24 protein-coding genes and 1 tRNA gene are annotated in these 22,242 nt (G+C 70.2%); 18 read left to right on the forward strand and 7 right to left on the reverse strand.

The window, feature by feature from the left end:
- The first annotated feature begins 81 nt into the window (after positions 1-81).
- Complete coding sequence (locus tag ACP4IX_RS19550) at positions 82-870, forward strand: GntR family transcriptional regulator (protein WP_426521586.1); 789 nt, start codon at positions 82-84, stop codon at positions 868-870.
- A gap of 8 nt (positions 871-878) precedes the next feature.
- Positions 879-1,649 (forward strand): glycosyltransferase family 2 protein, encoded by a 771-nt coding sequence (locus tag ACP4IX_RS19555; protein WP_426521532.1) that lies wholly within the window; start codon positions 879-881, stop codon positions 1,647-1,649.
- Between the two features lie 270 nt (positions 1,650-1,919).
- Here the strand turns inward: ACP4IX_RS19555 and ACP4IX_RS19560 are convergent, their stop codons facing one another.
- Entirely contained in the window at positions 1,920-2,840 is a 921-nt protein-coding gene (locus tag ACP4IX_RS19560; protein ID WP_426556221.1) for an FkbM family methyltransferase, read from the reverse strand.
- 192 nt (positions 2,841-3,032) lie between these two features.
- Positions 3,033-3,227 carry a ferredoxin gene (locus ACP4IX_RS19565; RefSeq protein WP_426521530.1) on the reverse strand — a complete coding sequence of 65 codons (195 nt, stop codon included), beginning with the start codon at positions 3,225-3,227 and terminating at the stop codon, positions 3,033-3,035.
- A gap of 166 nt (positions 3,228-3,393) precedes the next feature.
- On the opposite strand from ACP4IX_RS19565, the gene ACP4IX_RS19570 reads away from it, so the two are divergent.
- From ACP4IX_RS19570 to ACP4IX_RS19580, 3 genes are all read left to right on the forward strand, one after another.
- Entirely contained in the window at positions 3,394-3,936 is a 543-nt protein-coding gene (locus tag ACP4IX_RS19570; protein WP_426521529.1) for a hypothetical protein, read from the forward strand.
- 357 nt (positions 3,937-4,293) lie between these two features.
- Positions 4,294-8,457, forward strand: a complete 4,164-nt coding sequence (locus tag ACP4IX_RS19575) for a hypothetical protein (RefSeq protein WP_426556222.1) — start codon at positions 4,294-4,296, stop codon at positions 8,455-8,457.
- A gap of 759 nt (positions 8,458-9,216) precedes the next feature.
- Positions 9,217-9,447, forward strand: coding sequence for a hypothetical protein (locus tag ACP4IX_RS19580; RefSeq protein WP_426556223.1), 231 nt, complete (start codon positions 9,217-9,219; stop codon positions 9,445-9,447).
- 516 nt (positions 9,448-9,963) lie between these two features.
- Here the strand turns inward: ACP4IX_RS19580 and ACP4IX_RS19585 are convergent.
- Positions 9,964-10,629, reverse strand: a complete 666-nt coding sequence (locus ACP4IX_RS19585) for a YdcF family protein (RefSeq protein WP_426521527.1) — start codon at positions 10,627-10,629, stop codon at positions 9,964-9,966.
- Positions 10,626-11,420 (reverse strand): GntR family transcriptional regulator, encoded by a 795-nt coding sequence (locus ACP4IX_RS19590; RefSeq protein WP_426556224.1) that lies wholly within the window; start codon positions 11,418-11,420, stop codon positions 10,626-10,628. Before ACP4IX_RS19590 ends, ACP4IX_RS19585 begins: the two co-directional genes overlap by 4 nt.
- A gap of 161 nt (positions 11,421-11,581) precedes the next feature.
- On the opposite strand from ACP4IX_RS19590, the gene ACP4IX_RS19595 reads away from it, so the two are divergent.
- The 13 genes from ACP4IX_RS19595 to ACP4IX_RS19655 all read left to right on the forward strand — a co-directional run bounded on the left by ACP4IX_RS19595 (position 11,582) and on the right by ACP4IX_RS19655 (position 18,625).
- On the forward strand, positions 11,582-11,914 hold the full coding sequence (locus ACP4IX_RS19595; protein ID WP_385642369.1) for a hypothetical protein: 333 nt from the start codon (positions 11,582-11,584) through the stop codon (positions 11,912-11,914).
- A 2-nt stretch (positions 11,915-11,916) separates the two neighbouring features.
- Positions 11,917-13,257 carry an FtsK/SpoIIIE domain-containing protein gene (locus tag ACP4IX_RS19600; protein WP_426556225.1) on the forward strand — a complete coding sequence of 447 codons (1,341 nt, stop codon included), beginning with the start codon at positions 11,917-11,919 and terminating at the stop codon, positions 13,255-13,257.
- 76 nt (positions 13,258-13,333) lie between these two features.
- Positions 13,334-14,002 carry a DUF2637 domain-containing protein gene (locus tag ACP4IX_RS19605; protein WP_426556226.1) on the forward strand — a complete coding sequence of 223 codons (669 nt, stop codon included), beginning with the start codon at positions 13,334-13,336 and terminating at the stop codon, positions 14,000-14,002.
- 21 nt (positions 14,003-14,023) lie between these two features.
- On the forward strand, positions 14,024-14,203 hold the full coding sequence (locus ACP4IX_RS19610) for a hypothetical protein (protein ID WP_426556227.1): 180 nt from the start codon (positions 14,024-14,026) through the stop codon (positions 14,201-14,203).
- Between the two features lie 5 nt (positions 14,204-14,208).
- On the forward strand, positions 14,209-14,397 hold the full coding sequence (locus ACP4IX_RS19615; RefSeq protein WP_426556228.1) for a mobile element transfer protein: 189 nt from the start codon (positions 14,209-14,211) through the stop codon (positions 14,395-14,397).
- A gap of 14 nt (positions 14,398-14,411) precedes the next feature.
- A complete protein-coding gene (locus ACP4IX_RS19620; RefSeq protein WP_383553680.1) occupies positions 14,412-14,567 on the forward strand; it encodes a hypothetical protein in 156 nt (51 codons plus the stop codon).
- 21 nt (positions 14,568-14,588) lie between these two features.
- Positions 14,589-14,897 carry a SpdD-like protein gene (locus ACP4IX_RS19625; RefSeq protein WP_426556229.1) on the forward strand — a complete coding sequence of 103 codons (309 nt, stop codon included), beginning with the start codon at positions 14,589-14,591 and terminating at the stop codon, positions 14,895-14,897.
- A 3-nt stretch (positions 14,898-14,900) separates the two neighbouring features.
- A complete protein-coding gene (locus ACP4IX_RS19630) occupies positions 14,901-15,446 on the forward strand; it encodes a GGDEF domain-containing protein (RefSeq protein ID WP_426556230.1) in 546 nt (181 codons plus the stop codon).
- 93 nt (positions 15,447-15,539) lie between these two features.
- Entirely contained in the window at positions 15,540-15,719 is a 180-nt protein-coding gene (locus ACP4IX_RS19635) for a hypothetical protein (RefSeq protein ID WP_426556231.1), read from the forward strand.
- A complete protein-coding gene (locus ACP4IX_RS19640; RefSeq protein WP_426556266.1) occupies positions 15,716-15,895 on the forward strand; it encodes a hypothetical protein in 180 nt (59 codons plus the stop codon). Before ACP4IX_RS19635 ends, ACP4IX_RS19640 begins: the two co-directional genes overlap by 4 nt.
- Entirely contained in the window at positions 15,892-17,283 is a 1,392-nt protein-coding gene (gene repSA / locus ACP4IX_RS19645; protein WP_426556232.1) for a replication initiator protein RepSA, read from the forward strand. The genes ACP4IX_RS19640 and repSA overlap by 4 nt, the downstream gene beginning before the upstream one ends.
- Entirely contained in the window at positions 17,280-17,468 is a 189-nt protein-coding gene (locus ACP4IX_RS19650) for a helix-turn-helix domain-containing protein (RefSeq protein ID WP_019527440.1), read from the forward strand. Before repSA ends, ACP4IX_RS19650 begins: the two co-directional genes overlap by 4 nt.
- Entirely contained in the window at positions 17,468-18,625 is a 1,158-nt protein-coding gene (locus ACP4IX_RS19655) for a tyrosine-type recombinase/integrase (RefSeq protein ID WP_426556233.1), read from the forward strand. The genes ACP4IX_RS19650 and ACP4IX_RS19655 overlap by 1 nt, the downstream gene beginning before the upstream one ends.
- Before the next feature lie 56 nt (positions 18,626-18,681).
- Here ACP4IX_RS19655 and ACP4IX_RS19660 read toward each other — a convergent pair.
- The 3 genes from ACP4IX_RS19660 to gyrA all read right to left on the reverse strand — a co-directional run bounded on the left by ACP4IX_RS19660 (position 18,682) and on the right by gyrA (position 22,200).
- Positions 18,682-18,758: transfer RNA gene (locus tag ACP4IX_RS19660), tRNA-Ile, on the reverse strand.
- A 100-nt stretch (positions 18,759-18,858) separates the two neighbouring features.
- Entirely contained in the window at positions 18,859-19,587 is a 729-nt protein-coding gene (locus ACP4IX_RS19665) for a DUF3566 domain-containing protein (RefSeq protein WP_426521515.1), read from the reverse strand.
- Between the two features lie 18 nt (positions 19,588-19,605).
- Positions 19,606-22,200, reverse strand: a complete 2,595-nt coding sequence (gene gyrA, locus ACP4IX_RS19670; RefSeq protein WP_426521514.1) for a DNA gyrase subunit A — start codon at positions 22,198-22,200, stop codon at positions 19,606-19,608.
- Between the last annotated feature and the right edge of the window lie 42 nt (positions 22,201-22,242).

Raw genomic sequence — 22,242 nt, forward strand, 5'->3', positions numbered from 1 at the left:
CATGAGGAGCCGTAGGGTGTGATCGGGTCGTGCCCAGCTCGGACCCACAGCCCGACCACGGACCGGAACCGGTGAGTGCCAGTGCCCAAGGCGTACGAGGTGATCGCGGACGCCCTGCGCCGCTCCATCCGCGAGGGTGAGCGGAAGCCCGGCGACCGCCTGCCGTCGGAAGCGGACCTCGCCCAGCGGTACGGGCGCAGCGTGCCGACCGTGCAGAACGCGCTCCGGCTGCTGAGCGACGAGGGCCTGATCGACAAGCGGCACGGCCGCGGCACCTTCGTCCGGCGCCCCCGCATCCCGGCGGTCCGGGAGAACGGCCGGCACCAGTGGGAGAAGGACCGGGCACGCCGGCCGCACGCGACGCGGGCCGAGACAGGCGCCACGGAGCGCGACACCGGTCTCCGGATCGACGACCTCGTCTTCCAGGCGGAGTACCGCGAGACCGAGGCGTCCGGGGAACTGGCGAGGGCCTTCGGCGTGTCCGAGGGCACCGTGCTCCTCCGACGCGCCTACCGGACGCGGCACTCGGCCGAGTCCGCCCCGTTCAGCCTCGTCACCTCCTACCTCGTCCGCGACATGGTCGCCGCCAATCCCGATCTCCTGGACGAGACCAACGAGCCCTGGCCGGGCGGCACCCAGAACCAGCTCCACACCGTGGGCATCGAGCTGGACCGCGTGGAGGAACGCCTCACCGCCCGCCCGCCGACACCGGAGGAGGCCACCGCGCTGGACCTGCCGCCGGGCACCTCGGTCATCCTGCTGCGCAAGACCTCGTACGACATCGACGACCGCGTCGTGGACATCTCCGACATCGTGCTGCCCGGTGACCGCACGGAGCTCCTCTTCACCACTCATCTGGAAAGGTGGTGAGTGCTGCCGTGAGCCGGCGCATCATCATCGTCACGGCCGTCCACGGCCCCTCCGCCCCCTTCCTGCCGGAGGCCCACGCGTCGTTGTGCGCGCAGGAGCTGCCCGACGGCTGGGAGTGGCGCTGGGTGATCCAGGAGGACGGGCGGACGGACGACGTACGGCCGCACGTGCCCGACGACCCCCGGATCGTCTTCCGGCAGGGGCGTCGCGGACAGCCGGGCGGCCCCGGAGTGGCCCGCACGATCGCCCTGTCCCACGCGGACGGCGAGTACGTGAAGATCCTGGACGCCGACGACCAGCTCCCGCCGGGCGCCCTGGCCCGCGACCTGGCCGCCCTCGAGGCCGACCCGACGCTCGGGTGGGCGACGTCCAGGGTGCTCGACCTCCTGCCGGACGGCTCGACGGCCGGCTTCCCCGGCGACCCGGACCACGGGCCCATCGAGCGGGGGGAAGTGCTCGACTTCTGGAAGGCCAACGCGTTCCGCGCCCAGGTCCACCCGGCGACCCTCCTGGTACGGCGTGATCTGCTGCTCGCGCTCGGCGGCTGGATGGCCCTGCCCGCGTCCGAGGACACCGGACTGCTGCTGGCGCTCAACTGCGTGAGCCGGGGGTGGTTCTCCGAGGAGGTGGGCCTCCTCTACCGCAAGTGGGAGGGCCAGGTGACCGGCCAGGCGGCCCATGTGGACCCCGCCGAACGGGACGCCCGGATGGCGGTGGTGGAGGCCAGGGCACGGGCGCTGGCGTCCTTCGGGTGGCGTTTTCCGGCCGGGAGGACCTGAGACTCGCGGGGCCCGCAACTGCACCGGGCGGCACCAGCACCCGCGCCCCGTGCCCGGCAGGCCGGCCACGCACCCGCACGCGGCGGGCCGACACCCGCACGCACTCCTTGCCCGGCGGGCCGACACCCGCACGCACTCCTTGCCCGGCGGGCCGACACCCGCCGCCGCACCTGGTCGCACCAGCCCTCCCGCCGCCGCACCCGAGGCGTGCGCGACTGCGTGACTGCGCGACGCGGCGCCCGGACCGTGTCCAGCCGGGGAGCGGCACAGTCACGTCAGCACCTCGGCGTCGACCCGGGAGAAGACCAGGTCGCTCTCGGCTGTGACCGGTCCGCGCCACCGCACCGGAGGTTCGGGTCGGCGCAGGGCGCTCGGATAGCTCTCCGGCGCGTAGTCGTTGGCCAAGCGGTAGGTGTGGAAACCGTGCCCGCGCATCGTGCTCAGCAACTCGTCGACGGAATCGCCCAGCAGCTCCATGCGCTCCGGCGTCACCTCCACGGCGATCTCCGCATCGGGACGGAGCCCGTCGAGCAACGGGGCGAGCCCGCGTACGACACCGCCCTCCGCGCCCTCCACATCGATCTTGATCACACGCGCTCGTGCGATCTCGTCCGGCCGGAGGAGTTCGGGCAGCGGACGCGCTTCCGTCTCGAAGGTGGACTCGGCCGGTCCGTCCCACGGCACGATGCTGTTCGCGCCCGTGTTCCGCGAGCTCGCGAGGACGAAGGTGACCGTCCTGTGGCTGTCCGAGACCGCGGCGTTGACCGCCCGGATGTTGTCGCACCCGTTGAGCCCGGCGTGCTGGATCACCCGTCGGTGGAAGACGAGGGACGCTTCGATGGACACCACCCGGCCCGTTCTCCCCACCAGCCGGGAGCCGTAGACGCTCAGGAAGCCGAGGTTCGCGCCGACGTCGACGAGGACGTCCCCGGTCCGGAGCCGACTCGCGAGCCATCGCATCATGTGCGGCTCCCAGGCGCCGTACATGTAGACGTACCGCTGGATCAGGTCGCGGGTGTCGACGGCGAACCTGGCCCCGAACCCGGCGTCGACCACCCGCCGACGAGGGTGGTCGCGCAGGCGGGGATTCAGGTATCGCCCGGCGATCGTCCCCTTGAACAGGGAGCCGGGGGCCCGTCTCACGTACCCGCGGGCGAGCGTGACGAGCAGTTCAGAAGCACGGTCCGTCATACGAACGCCTCTCGATCCGACGCGGACGCCTCTCGATCCGTCGCGACGAGGGGCGGCTGCCCCGCCGCCCGGTGACCGCGGCCGGACCGGGCCGCCTTCCCGTACACCCCGGGCCGGGCCGCACGTAGGCACTCCCGCTGCCGTGCGTGACCGGGGCCCGGGGCGCCGGGATCCTCATTTCCCCCCGGGTGCTCAGTGCTCCCCCGTGATGGTGATCGCGGCGGAGGGGCATCCCTCGGCCGCCTCGCGCACCCGTGGTGCGTCGACATCGTTCTCCCGTCCGGGTATCACGGCGCCCAGACCGTCCACCTTGGTGAAGACGGACGGCGCCCGGTGGACGCAGTCGCCGGAGCCGTAACACTGCTCGGGGTCGACGGAGATCCTCATACACACTCCAGCGGCGGTCGAATCGGAACCATCAGGACCTGCCTGCCCGCGGATCACCGCGCTGAATCCGCCGTGCCCGCTTGCCTGTTGGTCCGATGAACGTAAGATCATCCAGCATCTTGCGGAGTTGTGACTGGGGGACGGTTTGGGGACCGGCGAGCAACTCGTGACGATCGCGGCCGTGCTGCTCGGCGCACTGACCACACACGTCACGAACCACTTGATGGAGCGGAGCAGAAACCGGCACCAGTCACTGACGCGCTGGGACGACAAGAAGGTCGACGCGTACGGGGAGTACGTGGACGCCTCGAAGATGAGGATCGCCGCTGCCGTCCGGCTCTACGAGGCCAGGGAGGGCCTGCGCGAGGACCACCGGCCTGAGGAGGACCTGCACGAGGACCTGGCGGAGACGAGCCGGCGGTGGGGATCGGCGTTCGAGCGGGTCATGCTGCTCGGCGGTGACGACGCCGTCGAGGCCGGGCATGAGCTGAACGCGGTGCTCGCCGAGATCGACTGGCAGGCCACGGGCCGTATCACCGGCAGCCTGGAGGAGTGGCGCGAGCGGCACCGGGCGGTGTTCCGGGCCATCAACGCCTTCCACGAGGAAGCCCGGGCCGACCTCGGTATCCAGGGCAGCGTCACCGGCGAGAAGCACCCCGAACGCGACCTGCTGGTGCCGCCCGCCCGTCGGCCGTCCGCCAAGGACTGACCGCCGCCCGCGACCGCCGCCCGCGACCGCCGGCATCGTTCGGCGCCGGTCCCTCCCCTCGTGGGGACCGGTGCCGAACCATGCCGGCGGCGTGTTGTACGCGGTACCGGACCGGGTCGAAGAGGGCGGGCCACCGAAAGCTGACCGAGAACGTTCGGCCGCACCGGGTGGCTCCGCCGTGTGCTGGGCCGCTGACCTGTCAGGGTGTCGGGCGGCCGACTCGCCACTGCGACGTGATCCTGCCATCCACGGTCGCCGCTGGGGAGGTTCCGGTGCCGCAGCCCTGACGTACCCGCAGGTCAGGCGTATAGAGTGAGTTTTCCGGTCCGGACGTCCGAAGTGCGGGGGAAGTAAGGAGTGGAGACCTTGAGTTTCGACTCAGGGGCACGCACGGCCTTCGCAGAACGTCTCGCACTGCTCTACAAGGAGGCCGGCAACCCTCCCCTGAAACGCGTGTCCGAGGCGGTCGTCCGACTCCAGCGGGTCGACGAACGGGGGCGGCCCGTACGGGTCTCCGCTCAACGGATCAGCGACTGGCGGCGGGGCAGGAACGTGCCCGCCCAGTTCCCCGCCCTCGCGGCGGTGCTGCACGTCCTCATCCCCCAGGCGCGGCGCGCGCGACCCGTACCGGTCTCCCCGGGCCTGTACGACCTGGCCCAGTGGCAGCTCCTGTGGGAGCGCGCGGTGGCCGACCCGACCGGCGAACGGCCCGTGCCGCCCCTCTCGGACGAGGAACGCCTCCCGGCCGGGTCCCCGCCCGGTCCCGGCGGTGTCTGCCCCTACCGCGGGCTGGCCGCGTACCGTCAGCAGGACGCCGGCTGGTTCTTCGGGCGGAGGCGGAGCACGGACGCCCTCGTCGCCCAGCTCCGCGCGGCCCAGGACACGGGGGGCCTGGTCATGCTCGTAGGCGCCTCGGGAGCCGGGAAGTCGTCTCTGCTGAACGCCGGCCTGGTTCCCGCCCTGCGCAACGGCGCACTGGACGACGGGGACGCCGAGGGCGACGGAGCCGGTCGGCCGAGGCACGTACTCCAGCTCGTACCGGGAGGCGACCCGCTCGGGGAACTGGCCCGCCGGATCCCCGGCCTCGCGCCCGTCATCGCCTCCACCGTCCCCTCCACCACCACCGCCTCCACCGCCTCCACCGCGGAGGGCGCGGCGGCGGAGCAGCCGGGCGCTCCGGACATCGCGCGGGCGGCCAGAGAGGCCTTCGCGGCATGGGCCCGCGCGGGCACGACGGCATCGGAGGAGTCGACGAAGGAGACGACGGAGGAAACGGCGAGGGAGACGACGGGGGAAACGGCGGAGGCGCCCGCGGGCACGGCCGCGGTGGCCCGCCCGGTCGTCATCGTGGACCAGTTCGAGGAGGTCTTCACCCTCTGCACCGACGAGTCGGACCGGCGCGCGTTCGTCCAGCTCCTCCAGGCCATCTGCGCACCCGGCGACGCGGAGGACCCGGCACCCGTGCTCGTCGCCCTCGGCGTACGCGCGGACTTCTACGAGCAGTGCCTGCGCTACCCCGAGCTGGCCGACGCCCTGCAGCACCGGCACATGGTGCTCGGGCCACTGACCACGGCGGAACTACGCGAAGCGGTGACCGGCCCGGCCAAGGCCGTCGGCATGGAACTCGAACCGGGGCTGGCAGAACTGATCATCCGTGAGGTGAGCACCGACGGCCCGCGCGGGTCGCACGACGCGGGCGTGCTGCCCCTGCTCTCCCACGCCCTGCTCGCCACCTGGCAGCGCCGCAAGGCGGGCCGGCTGACGCTGGCCGGCTACCGCGCGGCCGGCGGGATCCAGGGAGCGGTGGCGGCGACCGCCGAGCGGGCCTGGTCGGGCCTCGACCCGGCGGCGCGCACGGCCGCACGGCTGCTCCTGCTCAGGCTGGTCCGGCTGAGCGAGGACACCCAGGCCACCCGCAGACGGGGCGCGCGGCGCCGGCTGGCCCAGGAGTCGAGGGACCCCGGCAAGACGGAGGAGTCGCTCGAAGCACTGGTGCGCGCCCGGCTGGTGACACTCGACGCGGACACCGTGGAGATCACCCACGAGGCGCTGCTCCACGCCTGGCCGCGGCTGCGCGACTGGATCGACGAGGACCGCACCGGCAACCTGCTGCGCCAGCGTCTGGAGGAGGACGGCCGGGCCTGGGAGGAGTCGGACCGGGACGCCTCGCTGCTCTACCGGGGCTCCCGCCTGGAACAGGCCCACAGCTGGGCGGAGTCGGATGACGGCACCTTCCTGACCCGGAGCGCGGTGGAGTTCCTGGCCGCCGCGCTCAGGTCGCGCAGGCGCACCGTCCTGATCAGCCGTGCCGCGGTGTCCGCGCTGGTCGTCCTGGCGCTCGTGGCGGTCGGTTCCGCGGTGATCGCCTGGCAGCAGCGCAACGACGCGGTGTTCGAGCAGGTGGTCGCCGAAGCGGACCGGGTGCAGTACACGGACCCGTCGCTGTCGGCCCAGCTCGACCTGGCGGCGCACCGCCTGCGCCCGGACGACGAGGATGTGCGCAACCGGCTGCTCTCGATCGTGAACGCGCCGCTGGCCACGCCGCTGCTCGGGCACACGGGTGCCGTGTACCTCACCTCCTTCAGCCCCGACGGACAGGTCCTGGCGACGGCCAGCTACGACCGGACCGTCCGCCTCTGGGACGTGTCGGACCCCGCGCGTCCGCAGCCGCTGGGCGAGCCCCTCACCGGCCACACGAGCTGGGTGAGCTCGGCGGTGTTCAGCCCGGACGGCACGACCCTGGCCAGCGCCTCGGACGACGGCTCGATCCGGCTGTGGGACGTACGCGACCCGCGTCACCCGCGCCCGCTCGGTGCTCCCCTGCACGGTCACGGCGGCACCGTCTACCTGCTCGCGTTCAGCCCGGACGGCCGCACCCTGGCCTCCGCCCACGACGACCACGCCGTACGGCTGTGGAGCGTGGCCGACCCCCACCGGCCGAAGCAGCTCGACACCCTGACGGGCCCCACCGCGGCGGTGCGCTCGGTGGCGTTCAGCCCCGACGGCCGGACACTGGCAGCCGGGGGCGACGACGACACCGTACGGCTCTGGGACGTGGCCGACCCGCGGAACGCGACAGGGATCGGCTCACCGCTGACCGGCCACACCGGCCTGGTGCACTCCGTGGCCTTCAGCCCCGACGGCCGCACCCTCGCCAGTGGCAGCGCGGACGACACCGTACGGCTCTGGGACGTGGCCGACCCGCGGGACGCGACGCGGATCGGCTCACCGCTGACCGGCCACACCGGCCCCATTTGGTCGGTGGCCTTCAGCCCCGACGGCGACATGCTCGCCGCGAGCAGCGCGGACAGCACGGCGAGCCTCTGGAACGTCAGTGTCCCCGCCTACCCGTCGCAGATCGGCGTTCCCCTCGCCGGAAGCAGCGGGGAGATGTACGCCCTGGGGTTCAGCCCCGACGGACGCACCCTCGCCACCGGCAGCGGCGACAGCAAGGTCCGTCTGTGGTCGATACCGGCATCGGACATGACCGGCCGCGTCGGAGCGTTCCGCCCGGACGGACAGGTACTGGCCACGGCGTCGCGTGACGGAAGGGTGCGGCTGTGGAACGTGACGAACCCCGGCCGGCCCGTGTCACTGGGCGCGCCCTTCGAACCGGGAAAGGGTGACATACGGTCGCTCGTCTTCTCCCCGGACGGCGACACACTCGCCGTGCTGACGGGAAACCGCGAGGTACGCCTGTGGAACGTCACGGACCCGGCCCGGCCCTCCGCCCACCGGACACCCGTGGCGCTGCGCACCCGTTACGCGGGCCCCGACACGCTGGCGTTCAGCCCCGACGGCCGCACGCTGGCCACGGCCTACGAGGACCGCACCATCCAGCTGTGGGACACCGCCGACCCCGCCCGCCCCCGCCCGCTCGGCAAGCCGCTCACCGGCCACACGGGGTACGTCAACACCCTCGCCTTCAGCCCGGACGGCCACACGCTCGCCAGCGGCAGCGCGGACGACACGGTACGGCTCTGGGACGTGGCGGACCCCGGCCACGCCGCTCCCCTCGGCACGCCCCGTACAGGGCACCTGGGCCCCGTCAACGCGCTCGCCTACAGTCCGGACGGCCACACGCTCGCCAGCGGCAGCGACGACGGCACGGTACGGCTCTGGGACACCGGCGGCGGCCCCGACGGACCGGCCCGGGCGGGTTCCACCCTCGCCGGACACACCGACTCGGTGGTGTCGCTGACGTTCAGCCGGGACGGCGGCACCCTGGCGAGCGGCTCCAACGACAACACGGTACGGCTCTGGGACGTCCACACACCCGGTGAAGCCGCTCCCGTCGGGGAGTCGATGAACCCCAACGCCAAGACCGGCGGTTTCCTGTCCTTCAGCCCCGTGCATCTCATGCTCGGGGTGTCCAGCGGTACGGACACCGTCCGGCTGTGGAACCTGGATGTGGACGACGCCATCGACCGCATCTGCTCGACCACCCGGGGCGTGCTGACCAAGGAGAAGTGGCACGAGTACCTGCCGCGTCTCTCGTACGAACCGCCGTGCGATCAGTGAATGTCTCCCGCCACGCACCCGGCCTTGTTAGCCTTGGCCACAGCCCGGCCGCTGGCGCATCCCCCGTCGCCAGCGGCCGGGCGTTTCCCTTGACGCCCGCCATGGGCATCACCCATGGACATCACCTGATGCCCGGCATGGACATCCCCGTGAACGTCGAAGACCCCCAGCCGCTACCGACTGGGGGTCTTCTCGCTGGTGGGGCTAACAGGATTTGAACCTGTGGCCTCATCCTTATCAGGTCGATCAAGGCACCCCGATGAGCTTGATGCCTCGCAGCATATCGGCTCAGTGCCGGCCGCCGTGGTCCGCCCTGATCCGGCTCCGTACGCAGCCGTTGGTGTCAGCCGCTGATGTCAGGCACCGGGCGCCCTCTTGACAGAGTCGCTCGCACCGCCCTGCCTCGCGAATCGACCACCGATACTTGCCCCTGGGGCGCCACTGGCGCGTTGATACGCAGAAGCGTCTCAACTGGCTTTTTATGGGGAGTGTTCACGCCCTCACGGAGTCCCAACACCGCCTGAGCTGGCACGTTCCGTGATCAAGCTCCGACGCGATGCGCGACCGCTCGACACATGTCCGGTATGAGGCATTTAGAGCACGTGTGGGATAGGTCTCAGAAGCCCTGATCAAGTTGGTATTTAGCCGCTCACAGGCAGCAAGATTCATCCAACCGCAAGGGCCCGTCGGTGAACCTCTCACAGTCTGGCCGACGGGCCCTGTGGGCCCACACCCCTGCGATAAAAGGCTGGACCCAGAGTGGACACTACACAGACCGAGTCCAAGAAGTCGCCCGTCCCCGGCGCGATGCTCGTCACGTCGCTCGGCCTCGGCGCGGGCAATATCGGCTTCGTCGCCGGCATCTTTGGTCGCCTTGCCGGTGCTCAGACCCTGTATGCAGCCACTGTCACCGGAGTGTTCGTCGGTGCAGCCGCCTTCACCCTGTTTCTCACGATCGCCTCGTTCATCCGGAAGAACAGCGAGAGCTAAGCACTTCGGTGGAGTATGCGGCCCGGACGTCATCCGCGCGCCGCATCCCCCTCAGCCGACCACTCACCTCAGCTCCCATCCCGTACGCCGTCGACCCACACACCGTGGAGCGGGCGTGGTTCAGGGGCGTCAAGGTGGAGCGCGCCACTGTACGAACGACCTTGACGCCCCTGGGCCGCGTCTGCTCGGCTCTGCCTGGGTCGACGGTGTACGGGATGGGATCACTCCACCCACGCCACAACGCGCTCGCAGTCGGCGACGGCGCCCCCCTCCCCCCGGTGCCGGCCGATCCCCCGCCGGAGGCATCGTCTGTGACCGCACGCCGTTCTATGGGGTGATCGCCTCATGGCTTCCGGCCCTATCCACCAGTGGGCGCGTGTCGGCGCAGCGCGGGCGGAGCGGGCCGAAGGCAGGAGCGTCGCCCGGAGCGGAGCCGGGAAGCGCGCCCGGCGGAGCGGAGCGCAGCCGGGGCTTGATGAGGTAGAGAAACCTGTAACAGCTCTCGCTCGGTTCGGGTCAAGACGAAGGCGCGTCAGTAGCCAGGAGGCGGCTCGTGAATCCGGCTTCGCAAAGGCGCTCGTACGCGTCCAGCACGTCGGAGGGCACTGGTTGGCTGATCATGAATCCCTGCTCCGGATAGATCATCAGTCGCTGCAGCGCACCAACCAGCATGTCAATCACCAACCGGGCGTCACCGATGGAGTCGACGTACTCGTCGAGCGTCATGGGAGCGGAAGCGCTGACGACCTCGACCGCCGGCCAGAGCTTGCGTGCGGTGGCGTACGCTCGCCGCTCCTCGTAGGGCTTGCTGATGAGGAGCACCGAGGCAACCTCGACCCCCTCTTTCTCCAACAGCTCTCGCGAGAAGCGGATGTTCTCGCCGGTGTTGCGGGCGCGTGGCTCTACGAGGATGGCCGTACTGGGGACATCGAGTTCCAGTGCCCGTTCCTTGTAGTGGACTGCTTCACCCCGGGGCATGCGCTCCCGTGTCGTGGGGCTGGTGGCACCAGTGAACACGAGCAGGGGGGCCATGCCTCGCTTGTACAGGCTCACCGCCATGTCGGCCACGCCCAGATCGTGACTACCAAGCCCGATGGCGACCGAGCACGGCCGGGGTGTGTGGCCCATCTGGTGGTAGTCCCATACGCGCCGGGCGTCCGCCCAGTCCTGTGCCGAAATCACTGCTCGCCTTCCCTGTCCTTCGCCGAGTCGGGCACCTTGAAGTCGTACTCCCACGCGAAGCGCGATGCCGCGTGTACCCCGATGGCGTACTCCACGACGATGCCCGCGGCCGTGTAGGTCGTCCGATGCAGCTCGACGACCGGTTCGCCCGGTGGCAGCTGGAGCTGCTTCACCTCATCCGGTGTGGCAGCACGGGCAAAAAGTCGCTCCTTCATGTGGTCGATCTCGTAACCGGCGTCGTACAGCACTCGGAAACCTCCGCCTCGGCCGGCGGGCCCTGGCGTTGGGTCTACCAGTCGAGTTCCTTCGACGTGCTCGGGCCGGTAGTAGCTGGTCAACGTGTGCGTCGGCTGATCGCCTTCCTTCACCAGCCGCGCGCGGGCGTAGACCTCGGCGCCTTCCGGCAGTTCATGAGCGGCTGCCACTTCCGGTGGCGCTACGACACGGCTGACCGTCTGGGTCTGCTCGTTCCGGCGGTACCCCCGTCCGGAAGCCACACGGTCCGCGATGAAAGCGACCTCGTCGCCGTCCCGCCACTTGGCCTTGTCGTACCTGGCGATGCCGAGCCGCTTAAGAGGCACGTGCTCACGCACCACGGTTCCGTGGCCGCGAGATGACGTCACCAGGCCCTCCGCCTCAAGAGCCTTGTAGGCCTGATGGACGGTGGACTTGCTGCCTTCGCCTGCTGCGACCAGCTCCCTGATCTGCGGGAGCTGCTGGCCGGGGGCGTACTCACCCCTCTTGATCTGTTCAGCCAGCTTGTCCGCCAGCTCCCGCCACTTGGGCGCCATTGCATGACTCCTCTCAACCAGTCCAGTCAAGCACAGTCCCAGGACTGTTGACAGTCCTAGGACTGCGTGCGACAGTCTTGCCAAGCCCACCGCAGTCCTAGGACAGCGGGAAGGAAAGGCCTTCTTTGGGCTGCTCCAAAGCTTCGAAACAGGGAGTGCTCATGCCGTCGTTCAAGATCGACCTTTCGACCGCCGTGGTGTTCGTGGCGACCGCGCCGGAACCGAAGATGGCGAACAAGAAGACCGGTGAGCGGGCCATGGACCGGGACAACCCGAGCCTGGGGCTGTCCACGGTGGGTCTGCTGGTCTCGGACGAGGGGGAGGGCAACCTCTACCAGGTAACCGTTCCGGAGAACGGCTACCCGGAGAACCTCGTGCCGGGCACGCCCGTCAAGGTCCACGGCCTGAAGGCGCGTGACTGGGAGAACGAGTTCAACGGCCAGAAGCGTCACGGCATCTCGTTCCGCGCGGTCGCGATCACCCCGGCGGCCTGATCATGGCTGACCTGACGATGTGGCTGGAGGCCACGGGAGCGTTAGCGGGCGCCGGCGGTCTCGGCTACGCGAAGGTACGGGCCCCGCGGGTGTACTGGTCGCTGGTGGGCATGCCGCTCACCTGGGGGCGGTTCACCTTCTCCTACCGGTCGACGATGGACGTGTGCGGGCTGACGGTTCAGCCGTCCGGCCTGCGGGCGTTCATGACGCGCAACGTCGCTCGCCGAGAGGTACAGCCGGTACCGCCGAAGATCCGTCGTGTCCGGCCCACGTCGACCGGGCTGCGGGTGACGCTGCGGCTTCCGGCCGGCCTGGAGCCCGCCGACGTGATGGCCTCCTCCGAGCGGCTCCGGCACGCCTGGGGTGTGCACTCCGTGACCGTGGTGGAGACCAAGCCCGGGTTCGTGGAACTGCGCATGACCGGGTATGACGTGCTGCGCCGGGTGCGGATGCCGCGCAACGCTGCCCCGCACGATCTGGTGGTGCCGGTTGCGCTGCGGGAGGACGGGACCGCGTTCGAGCGGGACTACCGCAAAGCTCCGATGGCGCTGACCCTGGGCGCGAACCACTCGGGCAAGTCGATGTACCAGCGCAACCTGATCAAGGGCCTGGCTCAGTTGCCGGTGGCGCTGGTCGGTATCGACTGCAAGCGCGGGGTGGAGCAGTCCGCGTTCGCTCCCCGGCTGTCGGCCCTGGTCACCACCCCCGATGATGCCGCTTCCCTGCTCGCGGTCCTGGTCGCGGAGATGGAAGACCGCTTCGACCTCCTCGCTCGGCACGGCGTCTCGGACGTGTGGGAGCTGCCCGAACACCTGCGGCCGGTGCCGGTCGTCGTCCTGGTCGATGAGGTGGCCGAACTGTTCCTGATCTCGGCGAAGAAGGACGAGGAACGCCGCGAGCGGATCGTCACGGCACTGATCCGGCTGGCGCAGATGGCCCGCGCGATCGGGATCTACCTGGAGATCTGCGGGCAGCGGTTCGGCTCCGACCTGGGCAAGGGCGCCACCATGCTCCGTGCCCAGCTCACCGGCCGTGTCGTGCACCGGGTCAACGACAAGCAGACCGCAGAAATGGGCCTGGCCGACGTGGCTCCGGACGCCGTACCGACTGCCGGTCTGATCCCGATGGACCGCCCCGGCACGGCTGTCGCCGTGGACTCGACGGGCGGCTGGTCGAAGATCCGCACCTCGCAAACTTCCCGCGCGGAAGTGGTCGCGGCCTGCCGGGAGTTCGCCCACCTGGTCCCGGACTTCCCCGCCCTCGACCCGTTCCGGCCCCTCGTGCCCACCGAGGCGCCGGCGGCCGGTCCCTCGCTGGTCAAGCCTCGCCCGGTCACCGACTGACCGCCGGGGCCGGGCGGCCGGACACCGCTCCCCGCCCGACCCCGGCCCCAACCCTCCTCGAAGGGAGGTGCCTCCCATGCCCCGCTCGATCCGCGTCGACGCCATACTCGTCCAAGCTGTCATCGCCGGTGCGCTCTCGTTCGCCCACCTGCACGACCTGGCGGAAGCCGCCGGTCAGTCCGGCTGGAAAGCCTGGGCCTACCCGGTCTCCGTCGACCTGCTCCTCGTCGCCGCGTGGCGTCGACTGCGCACGGCCCGCCGGGACCGCTCGGCCTGGACCTGGTTCGTCATCGCCCTGTTCGCCTCGCTCGGCGCGAACATCGCGACCGCCGGACTCCTCGACCTGGCCCACGTGCCCGACTGGCTCCGCATCCTCGTCGCCGGCTGGCCCGCCCTGGCCTTCCTCGGCGGAACCCTCTTGGTCCACACCCCCGTCGACAAGCCCGTCCCTGCTCCTGCACAGCCTGTGGACGACGCAGCGGTATCCCCGCCGGAAGTCGACGTCACACGCGACGACACCCCCGTCCCGCCCCCGGCGCCTGCCGCTCCGGAGCTGTCCCCGGCGTCACCGCCCGCACCTGACACGCCCGCGGTTCCGGCCGCGCTGCTGGACCACGCCCGCAAGATCGCCGACGCGCATCAGGCGGCCACCGGTGCCCCGATGCCCGCCGACATCCTCTCGGCCCGGCTCGGACTGCCCGCGCCGATGACCGACGCGATCGCCGCCCAACTCCAACTCACCTGACCAACACAGGAGGAACGCACCGTGCAGACCTTCAACCGCCCCTCCGACTACATCGACGCCGCCCGTGAGATGGCCACCGCCGGCCGCCCGGCCCTGGCCCGCCTGCTCGCCGAGGAAGCCGCCGACCGCACCCCGAACCCGCAGGACAAGGCCCGCATCCTCGCCGAGTTCCCCGGCCACAGCCTCAGGCAGGAGGACTGACCCCCATGACCGTCTACCGCCGCTTCCGCGACCGCGTCCGGATCGGGCCCGTGCAGGTCGGCACCTACTACGACGGCCGGGGCCGCGAGATGCACACCGCGGCCTGCACCGCCCCGGGCTGCGGCTTCTCCGCCGACTACCACGACCGCTCCGCCGCCGAACTCGCCGCCCGCACCCACCGCTGCAAGGCGTAGGAGGACACCGCGTCATGGACGTCCCGCTCTGGCTCGCCCTGCTCGTCGTCGGCTTCCTCGGCATCAAGCTCATCCGCCCGCCGTGGTGGCTGGTGGCCGTGCTCCTCCTCGGCGGTTACCTCCTCGCCGACAGCCTCCTGTCCCCGGTCATCGACACCGCCGTCAAGTAACCCGCGAAAGGAGATCCGCCCATGTTCCGCCCCAAGCTCCCGACCATGCCCCAGCCCACGGGCCTGGTCACACCGCCCACCGTGGTCGAGCCGACCAGCATCACGCCCGGCACCCCGGCCACGCCGCCGGCCCCGCCCACGTCCCGGCCCACGGTTCAGATCACGCCCGGCACCGCCCTCGCGCTCGTCGGCGGCGGTACCGCCGTGGTCCTCGTCGTCGGCGCGGTCCTGGTATCCATGCTCCTGGCCGTAGCCGTCACCGGCGTCTCCGTCGCCCTGGTCGCCGTCGTCCTGCGCCTGCTCGTCAACGACATGCACAAGGGGCGGTGAGTCATGGAAACCGTGATCGCCGCCGCCTTACCGGCCCTCGGCTGGGCCCTGCACGGCAGTCTCCTCCTGCGCCGCCTGTCCACCGCCCGCCGCGACCCGCTGACGGGTCTGCACACCCGAGCCGGATTCACCACCCGCGCCGAACACCTGCTCGCCAGGAACCCGGCCGCGCTCGTCGTCCTGATCGACCTCGACGACTTCAAGGCCATCAACGACACACACGGCCACGCCGCCGGTGACGCCGTCCTCACCGCGACCGCCCACCGACTGCGTGACTGGTGCGCCGGCCATGGCATCGCTGCCCGCCTCGGCGGAGACGAGTTCGCCGCCATCGTCACCGACCCCGCCCGCACCCCCGGCGCAGCCTCGCTGATCGGCTTGCTCGCTCGGCCTGTCGCACACGCCGGAACATTCCTGCCGGTCTCCGCCTCGGTCGGCTTCTGCCACCGCACCGACCTGCCGATCCCCGCCCTCACCGACGCCCTGTCCGCAGCCGACGCCGGCATGTACGCGGCCAAGGGCCACGGAAGGCGCAACGTCCACAACTGAACGGCCCCCGGAGCGGCCTCGGTCGCCAAACTTCCGCCGCTCCGGGCGCCTGCACCTATCCAGATCCAACGGACCCGAAAGGGAAGTCTCATCATGCCCCAGCACGCCCAGAACACGCGCGTCTGCCGCGACTGCGACGGCTTCGCCACCGCCGCGATCACCACCGGCGCCCGCCACGCCGACGGCACTCGCGCCACTCTTCGCGTGACCTGCCCGACCTGCCAGGGCACCGGCCACACGGTCCCCGCGGCCCTCGCCCGGACGGGTCGGTGATCGCGGTGGCTCTCCTCGACTGGCGCTCTCCCGAGCACTACGACCACACCGGCGACCAGCCGTGCGTGATCTGCACCAAGCCCACCCCGCTGCGCTCCGACCGCGGCAAGCCCGTGCACAAGGTCTGCGCCGAGGACTGGATCGACCGTCACACCGTCAAGGAGGACGACGCGTGACGAACGCCCCCGCCACGGCGGGCCTGGACCCGGCCACCCTCGCCGACGTGCTGAGGCTGGCCGGGTCCACCGGCTTCGACCGCATCCAAGACCAGATCCGCCGCACCGGCGGCTGCTCCGACCCCATCCACCTGATGGGCTCGACCGTCACCCGCGACGCCACCACCGGGCAGGTACTCCACTCCTACTCGACCGACACCGAACCCGGCGGACGGCTCCGGGTCGCCTGCGGTAACCGGCGGGCCTCCCGCTGCCCCTCGTGTGCCTGGACGTACGCCGGCGACACCTACCACCTGATCCGCGCCGGCCTCGTCGGCGACCCGGCCAAGGGCACCCCCGAGACGATCCGGAACCACCCGCGGGTGTTCGCCACGCTCACCGCCCCCTCGTTCGGCCCGGTCCACAACCGCCCCGGAAACCGGCCCTGCCGCTGCGGTGTCCGCCACAACGAGGACGCCCCCGAGCTGGGCACACCGCTCGACCCCGACGCATACGACTACGCCGGTGCGGTGCTGTGGAACAACCACGCCTCCGAACTGTGGCGCTACTTCACGATCTACCTGCGCCGCGAGATCGCCAAGCGCGCCGGACTCACGCAGAAGGACGCCAAGGAACAGTCCCGGGTCTCCTTCGGCAAGGTCGCCGAGTACCAGAAGCGCGGCGCCGTCCACTTCCACGCCGTGTTCCGCTTCGACGGCCCCGACGGCCCCGACGATGCCCCGCCGACGTGGGCCACCCTCGACCTGCTCACCGACGCGATCCATGCCGCCGCTGCCCGCGTAGAAGTCGACGTCGACCCGGCCGGAGACCAGCCCGCCCGCACCCTGCGATGGGGCACACAGCTCGACGTACGCCCCATCCGGGCCTTCGGCGAAGGTGAGGACATCACGGAACAGGCCGTGGCCTCGTACGTCGCGAAGTACGCCACGAAGGCGGCCGAGACCACCGGCACCGTGGACCGCCGAATCGGCAGTAAAGACGCCCTCGTCCTGCTCGACGTCCCGGACCATCCCGCCCAGCTCATCGCCGCGTGCCTCGACCTCCACGCGCTCTACCCGGACCGCAAGCTCCGCGACTGGGCCCACATGCTCGGCTTCCGCGGCCACTTCTCCACGAAGTCCCGCCGCTACTCCACCACCCTCGGCGAACTGCGCCAAACCCGCGCCGACTACCGCGCAGCCCAGCAACGCGCCGCCCTCGGCCTGCCCGACCCCGACGACGAGGACGCCACCACGCTCACCCTCGCCCACTGGACCTACGCCGGCCACGGTCACACCCCCGGCGAATCCTGGCTCGCCGCCAACATCCGCCGGGACATCCAGCACAACCGCGAAACCGCCCGCGAAGAACTACCCGCCCTGCTCGACCTGGAAGGAGCCGCTACATGACCACCGCTGCCCCGGAGCTGCTGACCGTGCCCGAGGTCATGGCGCGGCTGAAGGTGGGCCGGACCAAGGTCTACGACCTGATCCGCACCCACCGCCTCGTGTCCATCAAGGTCGACGGGTGCCGTCGCATCCCCGACCACGCCGTCCGCGACTTCATCGCCGGCCAGATCGGGGAGGCTGCCTGATGGCGAAGCGTCGACCCAATGGCGGCGGCACGATCACCAAACGGTCCGATGGCCGGTACCAGGGCGCCGCGTACGTCACCGACACGGACGGCAACCGCGTGCGGAAGTACGTGTACGGCCGGACGTGGGACGAAGCGAACGAGAAGCTGGGAAAGCTCCAGGACCAGGAGCGCAACGGCATCCCTGTGCCGTCCCGGTCCTGGACGCTCGGCGAGTGGCTGGCCTACTGGCTGGAGCACATCGTCGCTCCGGAGCGCGAGCACAACACGTACGTGAAGTACGAGTCCAAGGTGCGGCTGTACCTGCTGCCCCACCTCGGCAAGAAACCGCTGGTCAAGCTCACCCCGGCGCAGATCCGAGCGTTCATGGCCACGCTGACCCGGGAGAAGGTCGGCGCCTCAGCCCGCTTCGAGGTCCTGCGGGTCCTCCGCAACGCCCTCAACCGGGCCATGCGCGAGGAGCTGATCACGCGGAACGTCGCTCTCCTGGTCGACATGCCCAAGGTCAGCAAGGACAGGGGCACGGCGTGGAACGCCCGCGAGGCGATCGCCTTCCTGCGCTCCGTGCGCGCCCACCGCCTCTACGCGGCCTGCGTCCTCGTCCTCGTCCTCGGGCTCCGCCGTAGCGAGGTGCTGGGACTGCGCTGGCAGGACATCGACTTCGAGGCCGGCCGCTTCACCCCGGTCAAGCAGGTGCAGCGCGTCAAGGGCGTCGGCCTGGTCCTCAAGGACCTCAAGACGGAGTCCTCACAGGCCGTGCTCCCGCTCCCCGAGTTCTGCGCCCGTGTCCTGCATGAGCGGCGCGAGCTGCAAGAGCTGGAACGGAAGATCGCCGGTGAGCACTGGGCGCAGGAGCCGGACCATGATCTGATCTTCTCCTCCGAGCACGGCGGCATGATCGACCCGGTCGGCTTCTCCCGCACCTTCGACCGGCTCGTCAAGCGCGCCGGCGTCCGTCGGATCACGGTCCGCCTCGCTCGGCACACCTGCGGGACCCTGCTGGCCTTCCTGAAGGTGCATCCCAAGGTCGCTCAGGCGATCCTCCGGCACAGCCAGATCAGCATGACCATGGACGTCTATACGCACGTGGTCGGCGACAGTGAGCGCGAAGCGGTGGGCATGCTCGCCGAGCTTCTGGAAGATCCACTCATCGGCTGATGTCAGCCGTGGATGTCAAAGACCCCCAGCCGGTATCGACTGGGGGTCTTTTTCGCTGGTGGGGCTAACAGGATTTGAACCTGTGGCCTCATCCTTATCAGGGATGCGCTCTAACCAACTGAGCTATAGCCCCGCCGCGCTCTGCGGTGTGTGTCCCGCGCGCTGACTCCTGAAGATTAGCGCACGAGGCGGGCAGTCCCAAAATCGGTGGTGGCGATCCCGGCGGGCGGCGGTCACTCGTCCTCGGCGAGGGTGAGCTCCACGCCGCCGACGAAGCCGGCGGACAGGTTGTAGATGAAGGCGCCGAGCGTCGCCAGCGCCGTCGCGAGGACGACGTCGATGACCGCGATGACCGTCGTGAACAGCAGCACGTTGCTCAGCGACAGGAACGACTGCAGGTCGAAGCCGTTGGACTCGTTCGAGCCGGTCGCCTCGGAGACCGTGCTGCCGACCGACGAGAAGACGCCCATGGCGTCCATGACCATCCACAGCACGGCGGACGCGACGATCGTGCAGATGCCGAGCGCGATGGAGAGCAGGAAGCTGACCTTCATCACCGACCACGGGTCGGCCTTGGACACGCGCAGGCGTGCCTTGCGGACGCGGGGCGTGGTGCGTGCGCCGGTGCGCGGGCGGCGCACGGTGGCGGACGTGTTGCCGCCCTGGGTCTGGTAGGCCTGCGGCGGGTGGTACGGCCCGCTGGGCTGCTGGGGCTGCCGTTCTCCCGGCAGCGGCGAGGCCGCCGCTTGAGTCTGCTGGCCTCGGGTGTCCGTCACAGTTCCCCCCTGGGATCCATGCGTCTTGGACGGGCTCGCCGAGTGCGAATCGGCCGTGCCGTCGTCGATCTTGCGCAGTTGAGTCGTGTGCGAATCCGTCGCACGCGCTGCGGAGCCACGGCCGCCGCCGCCCGTATCCGTACCCCTGGAGGTACCGGCCGATCCGGCGCCCGTGGCTCCGCTCACGATGACTCTCTCCTCGTCCTACTCGGCCGAGGGCGCCTCACCCTCGTCCGTGCCGGTGGTCGCGGCACCCTCGGCGGTCTCGTCGACGACCACGTCGCCGTCGACTTCCTCCGCCTCGCGTCCCGCCTCGGCGTTGCGAGCGATGCCGACAACGGCATCGCGCTTGCCCAGATTGATCAGTTGGACACCCATGGTGTCACGGCCCGTCTCCCTGACCCCGCTGACTCGCGTACGAATCACACCGCCCGAGAGTGTGATGGCGAGGATCTCGTCGTGCTCCTCGACCACCAGCGCGCCCACGAGCGATCCACGGTCCTCGACGATCTTGGCAGCCTTGATGCCGAGGCCGCCGCGGCCCTGGACGCGGTACTCGTCGACAGAGGTCCGCTTCGCGTACCCGCCGTCAGTGGCAGTGAACACGAACGTACCGGCTCGAACAACATTCATCGAGAGCAGTTGGTCCCCTTCGCGGAAACTCATGCCCTTGACGCCCGAGGTGGCACGCCCCATCGGGCGCAGCGTGTCGTCCGAGGCCGTGAACCTGATCGACTGCGCCTTCTTGCTGATCAGCAGCAGATCGTCCTCGGCCGAGACCAGCTCGGCTCCGATCAGCTCGTCGTCGGAACCGTCTTCCTGCTCACGCAGGTTGATGGCGATCACACCGCCCGAGCGCGGCGAGTCGTAGTCCTTCAGAGGCGTCTTCTTCACCAGGCCGGCCTTGGTGGCCAGGACCAGGTAGGGCACCGCCTCGTAGTCGCGGATCGCGCGGATCTGGGCGATCGTCTCGTCCGGCTGGAAGGCCAGCAGGTTCGCCACGTGCTGCCCGCGCGCGTCCCGGCCGGCGTCCGGCAGCTCGTAGGCCTTCGCCCGGTAGACCCGGCCCTTGTTGGTGAAGAACAGCAGCCAGTGGTGCGTGGTGGACACGAAGAAGTGGTTGACGATGTCGTCTTCCTTGAGCTTCGTGCCCCGTACGCCCTTGCCGCCGCGCTTCTGCGCCCGGTAGTCGTCGGTCTTGGTGCGCTTGATGTACCCGCCACGGGTGACCGTGACGACGATGTCCTCCTCGGCGATCAGGTCCTCGATGGACATGTCGCCCTCGTACGGGATCAGCTTGGTCTTGCGGTCGTCGCCGTACTTCTCGACGAGCGCGGCCAGCTCCTCGCTGACGATCCCCCGCTGGCGGACCGGGGAGGAGAGGATCTCGTTGTACTCGGTGATCTTCGCCTGGAGTTCGTCGTGCTCCCGGACGATCTTCTGGCGCTCCAGGGCGGCCAGGCGGCGCAGCTGCATCTCCAGGATCGCGTTGGCCTGGATGTCGTCGATCTCCAGGAGGTCCATCAGGCCCCCGCGCGCGATCTCCACGGTGTCACTGCGCCGGATCAGCGCGATGACCTCGTCGATCGCGTCCAGGGCCTTGAGCAGGCCGCGCAGGATGTGCGCCCGTTCCTCGGCCTTGCGCAGCCGGAACTTCGTGCGCCGGACGATGACCTCGATCTGGTGGTTCACCCAGTGCCGGATGAACGCGTCCAGGGAGAGGGTGCGCGGCACGCCGTCGACCAGGGCCAGCATGTTGGCGCCGAAGTTCGACTGCAGGTCGGTGTGCTTGTACAGGTTGTTCAGGACGACCTTGGCGACCGCGTCCCGCTTGAGCACGATGACCAGGCGCTGGCCGGTGCGCGAGCTCGTCTCGTCGCGGACGTCGGCGATACCGCCGATCTTGCCGTCCTTCACCAGGTCGGCGATCTTCTGCGCGAGGTTGTCCGGGTTGGTCTGGTACGGCAGCTCCGTGACCACCAGGCACTGGCGGTTCTGGATCTCCTCGACCTCGACGACCGCGCGCATGGTGATCGAGCCGCGCCCGGTCCGGTAGGCCTCCTCGATGCCCTTGCGGCCCACCACCAGGGCACCGGTCGGGAAGTCGGGGCCCTTGATGCGCTCGATGAGCGCGTCGAGCAGCTCCTCGTGCGAGGACTCGTAGTTCTCCAGGTACCACTGGGCGCCGGCCGCGACCTCGCGCAGGTTGTGCGGCGGGATGTTGGTGGCCATGCCGACCGCGATGCCCGCCGAACCGTTGATCAACAGGTTCGGGAAGCGGGCGGGCAGGACGGTCGGCTCCTGGGAGCGGCCGTCGTAGTTGTCCGTGAAGTCGACGGTCTCCTCGTCGATGTCGCGGACCATCTCCATGGCCAGCGGCGCCATCTTCGACTCGGTGTACCGCATGGCCGCCGCCGGGTCGTTGCCCGGCGAGCCGAAGTTGCCGTTGGAGTCGACGAGCGGCATGCGCATCGACCAGGGCTGGGCGAGGCGGACCAGGGCGTCGTAGATGGAGGTGTCGCCGTGCGGGTGGTAGTTGCCCATGACGTCGCCGACGACGCGGGCGCACTTGTAGAAGCCGCGCTCGGGACGGTAGCCGCCGTCGTACATGGCGTACAGCACGCGGCGGTGGACGGGCTTGAGGCCGTCGCGGACGTCGGGCAGCGCACGCGAGACGATGACGGACATCGCGTAGTCGAGGTAGGAGCGCTGCATCTCCGTCTCGAGCCCGACGGGCTCGACACGCATGGCCAGGGCGTCACCCTCGGGCGTCGTCACAGGGGTGTTCTCGTCGGTCATTGCTGGTGAAGGTCCTTCCTGGTGCGGTCAGCTGAGACCGAC

It is taken from the genome of Streptomyces sp. WG5, assembly GCF_049974565.1.
In the GTDB taxonomy this organism is placed as follows: domain Bacteria; phylum Actinomycetota; class Actinomycetes; order Streptomycetales; family Streptomycetaceae; genus Streptomyces.

Excerpts from the sequence above, each read along its gene's own strand:
- ACP4IX_RS19560 (WP_426556221.1), bottom strand. The coding sequence starts at position 2,840 with ATGACGGACCGTGCTTCTGAACTGCTCGTCACGCTCGCCCGCGGGTAC.
- ACP4IX_RS19565 (WP_426521530.1), bottom strand. The coding sequence starts at position 3,227 with ATGAGGATCTCCGTCGACCCCGAGCAGTGTTACGGCTCCGGCGACTGC.
- ACP4IX_RS19590 (WP_426556224.1), bottom strand. The coding sequence starts at position 11,420 with ATGGCGCCCAAGTGGCGGGAGCTGGCGGACAAGCTGGCTGAACAGATC.
- ACP4IX_RS19595 (WP_385642369.1), top strand. The coding sequence starts at position 11,582 with ATGCCGTCGTTCAAGATCGACCTTTCGACCGCCGTGGTGTTCGTGGCG.
- ACP4IX_RS19600 (WP_426556225.1), top strand. The coding sequence starts at position 11,917 with ATGGCTGACCTGACGATGTGGCTGGAGGCCACGGGAGCGTTAGCGGGC.
- ACP4IX_RS19605 (WP_426556226.1), top strand. The coding sequence starts at position 13,334 with ATGCCCCGCTCGATCCGCGTCGACGCCATACTCGTCCAAGCTGTCATC.
- ACP4IX_RS19615 (WP_426556228.1), top strand. The coding sequence starts at position 14,209 with ATGACCGTCTACCGCCGCTTCCGCGACCGCGTCCGGATCGGGCCCGTG.
- ACP4IX_RS19620 (WP_383553680.1), top strand. The coding sequence starts at position 14,412 with ATGGACGTCCCGCTCTGGCTCGCCCTGCTCGTCGTCGGCTTCCTCGGC.
- ACP4IX_RS19625 (WP_426556229.1), top strand. The coding sequence starts at position 14,589 with ATGTTCCGCCCCAAGCTCCCGACCATGCCCCAGCCCACGGGCCTGGTC.
- ACP4IX_RS19630 (WP_426556230.1), top strand. The coding sequence starts at position 14,901 with ATGGAAACCGTGATCGCCGCCGCCTTACCGGCCCTCGGCTGGGCCCTG.
- ACP4IX_RS19635 (WP_426556231.1), top strand. The coding sequence starts at position 15,540 with ATGCCCCAGCACGCCCAGAACACGCGCGTCTGCCGCGACTGCGACGGC.
- ACP4IX_RS19650 (WP_019527440.1), top strand. The coding sequence starts at position 17,280 with ATGACCACCGCTGCCCCGGAGCTGCTGACCGTGCCCGAGGTCATGGCG.
- ACP4IX_RS19655 (WP_426556233.1), top strand. The coding sequence starts at position 17,468 with ATGGCGAAGCGTCGACCCAATGGCGGCGGCACGATCACCAAACGGTCC.
- gyrA (WP_426521514.1), bottom strand. The coding sequence starts at position 22,200 with ATGACCGACGAGAACACCCCTGTGACGACGCCCGAGGGTGACGCCCTG.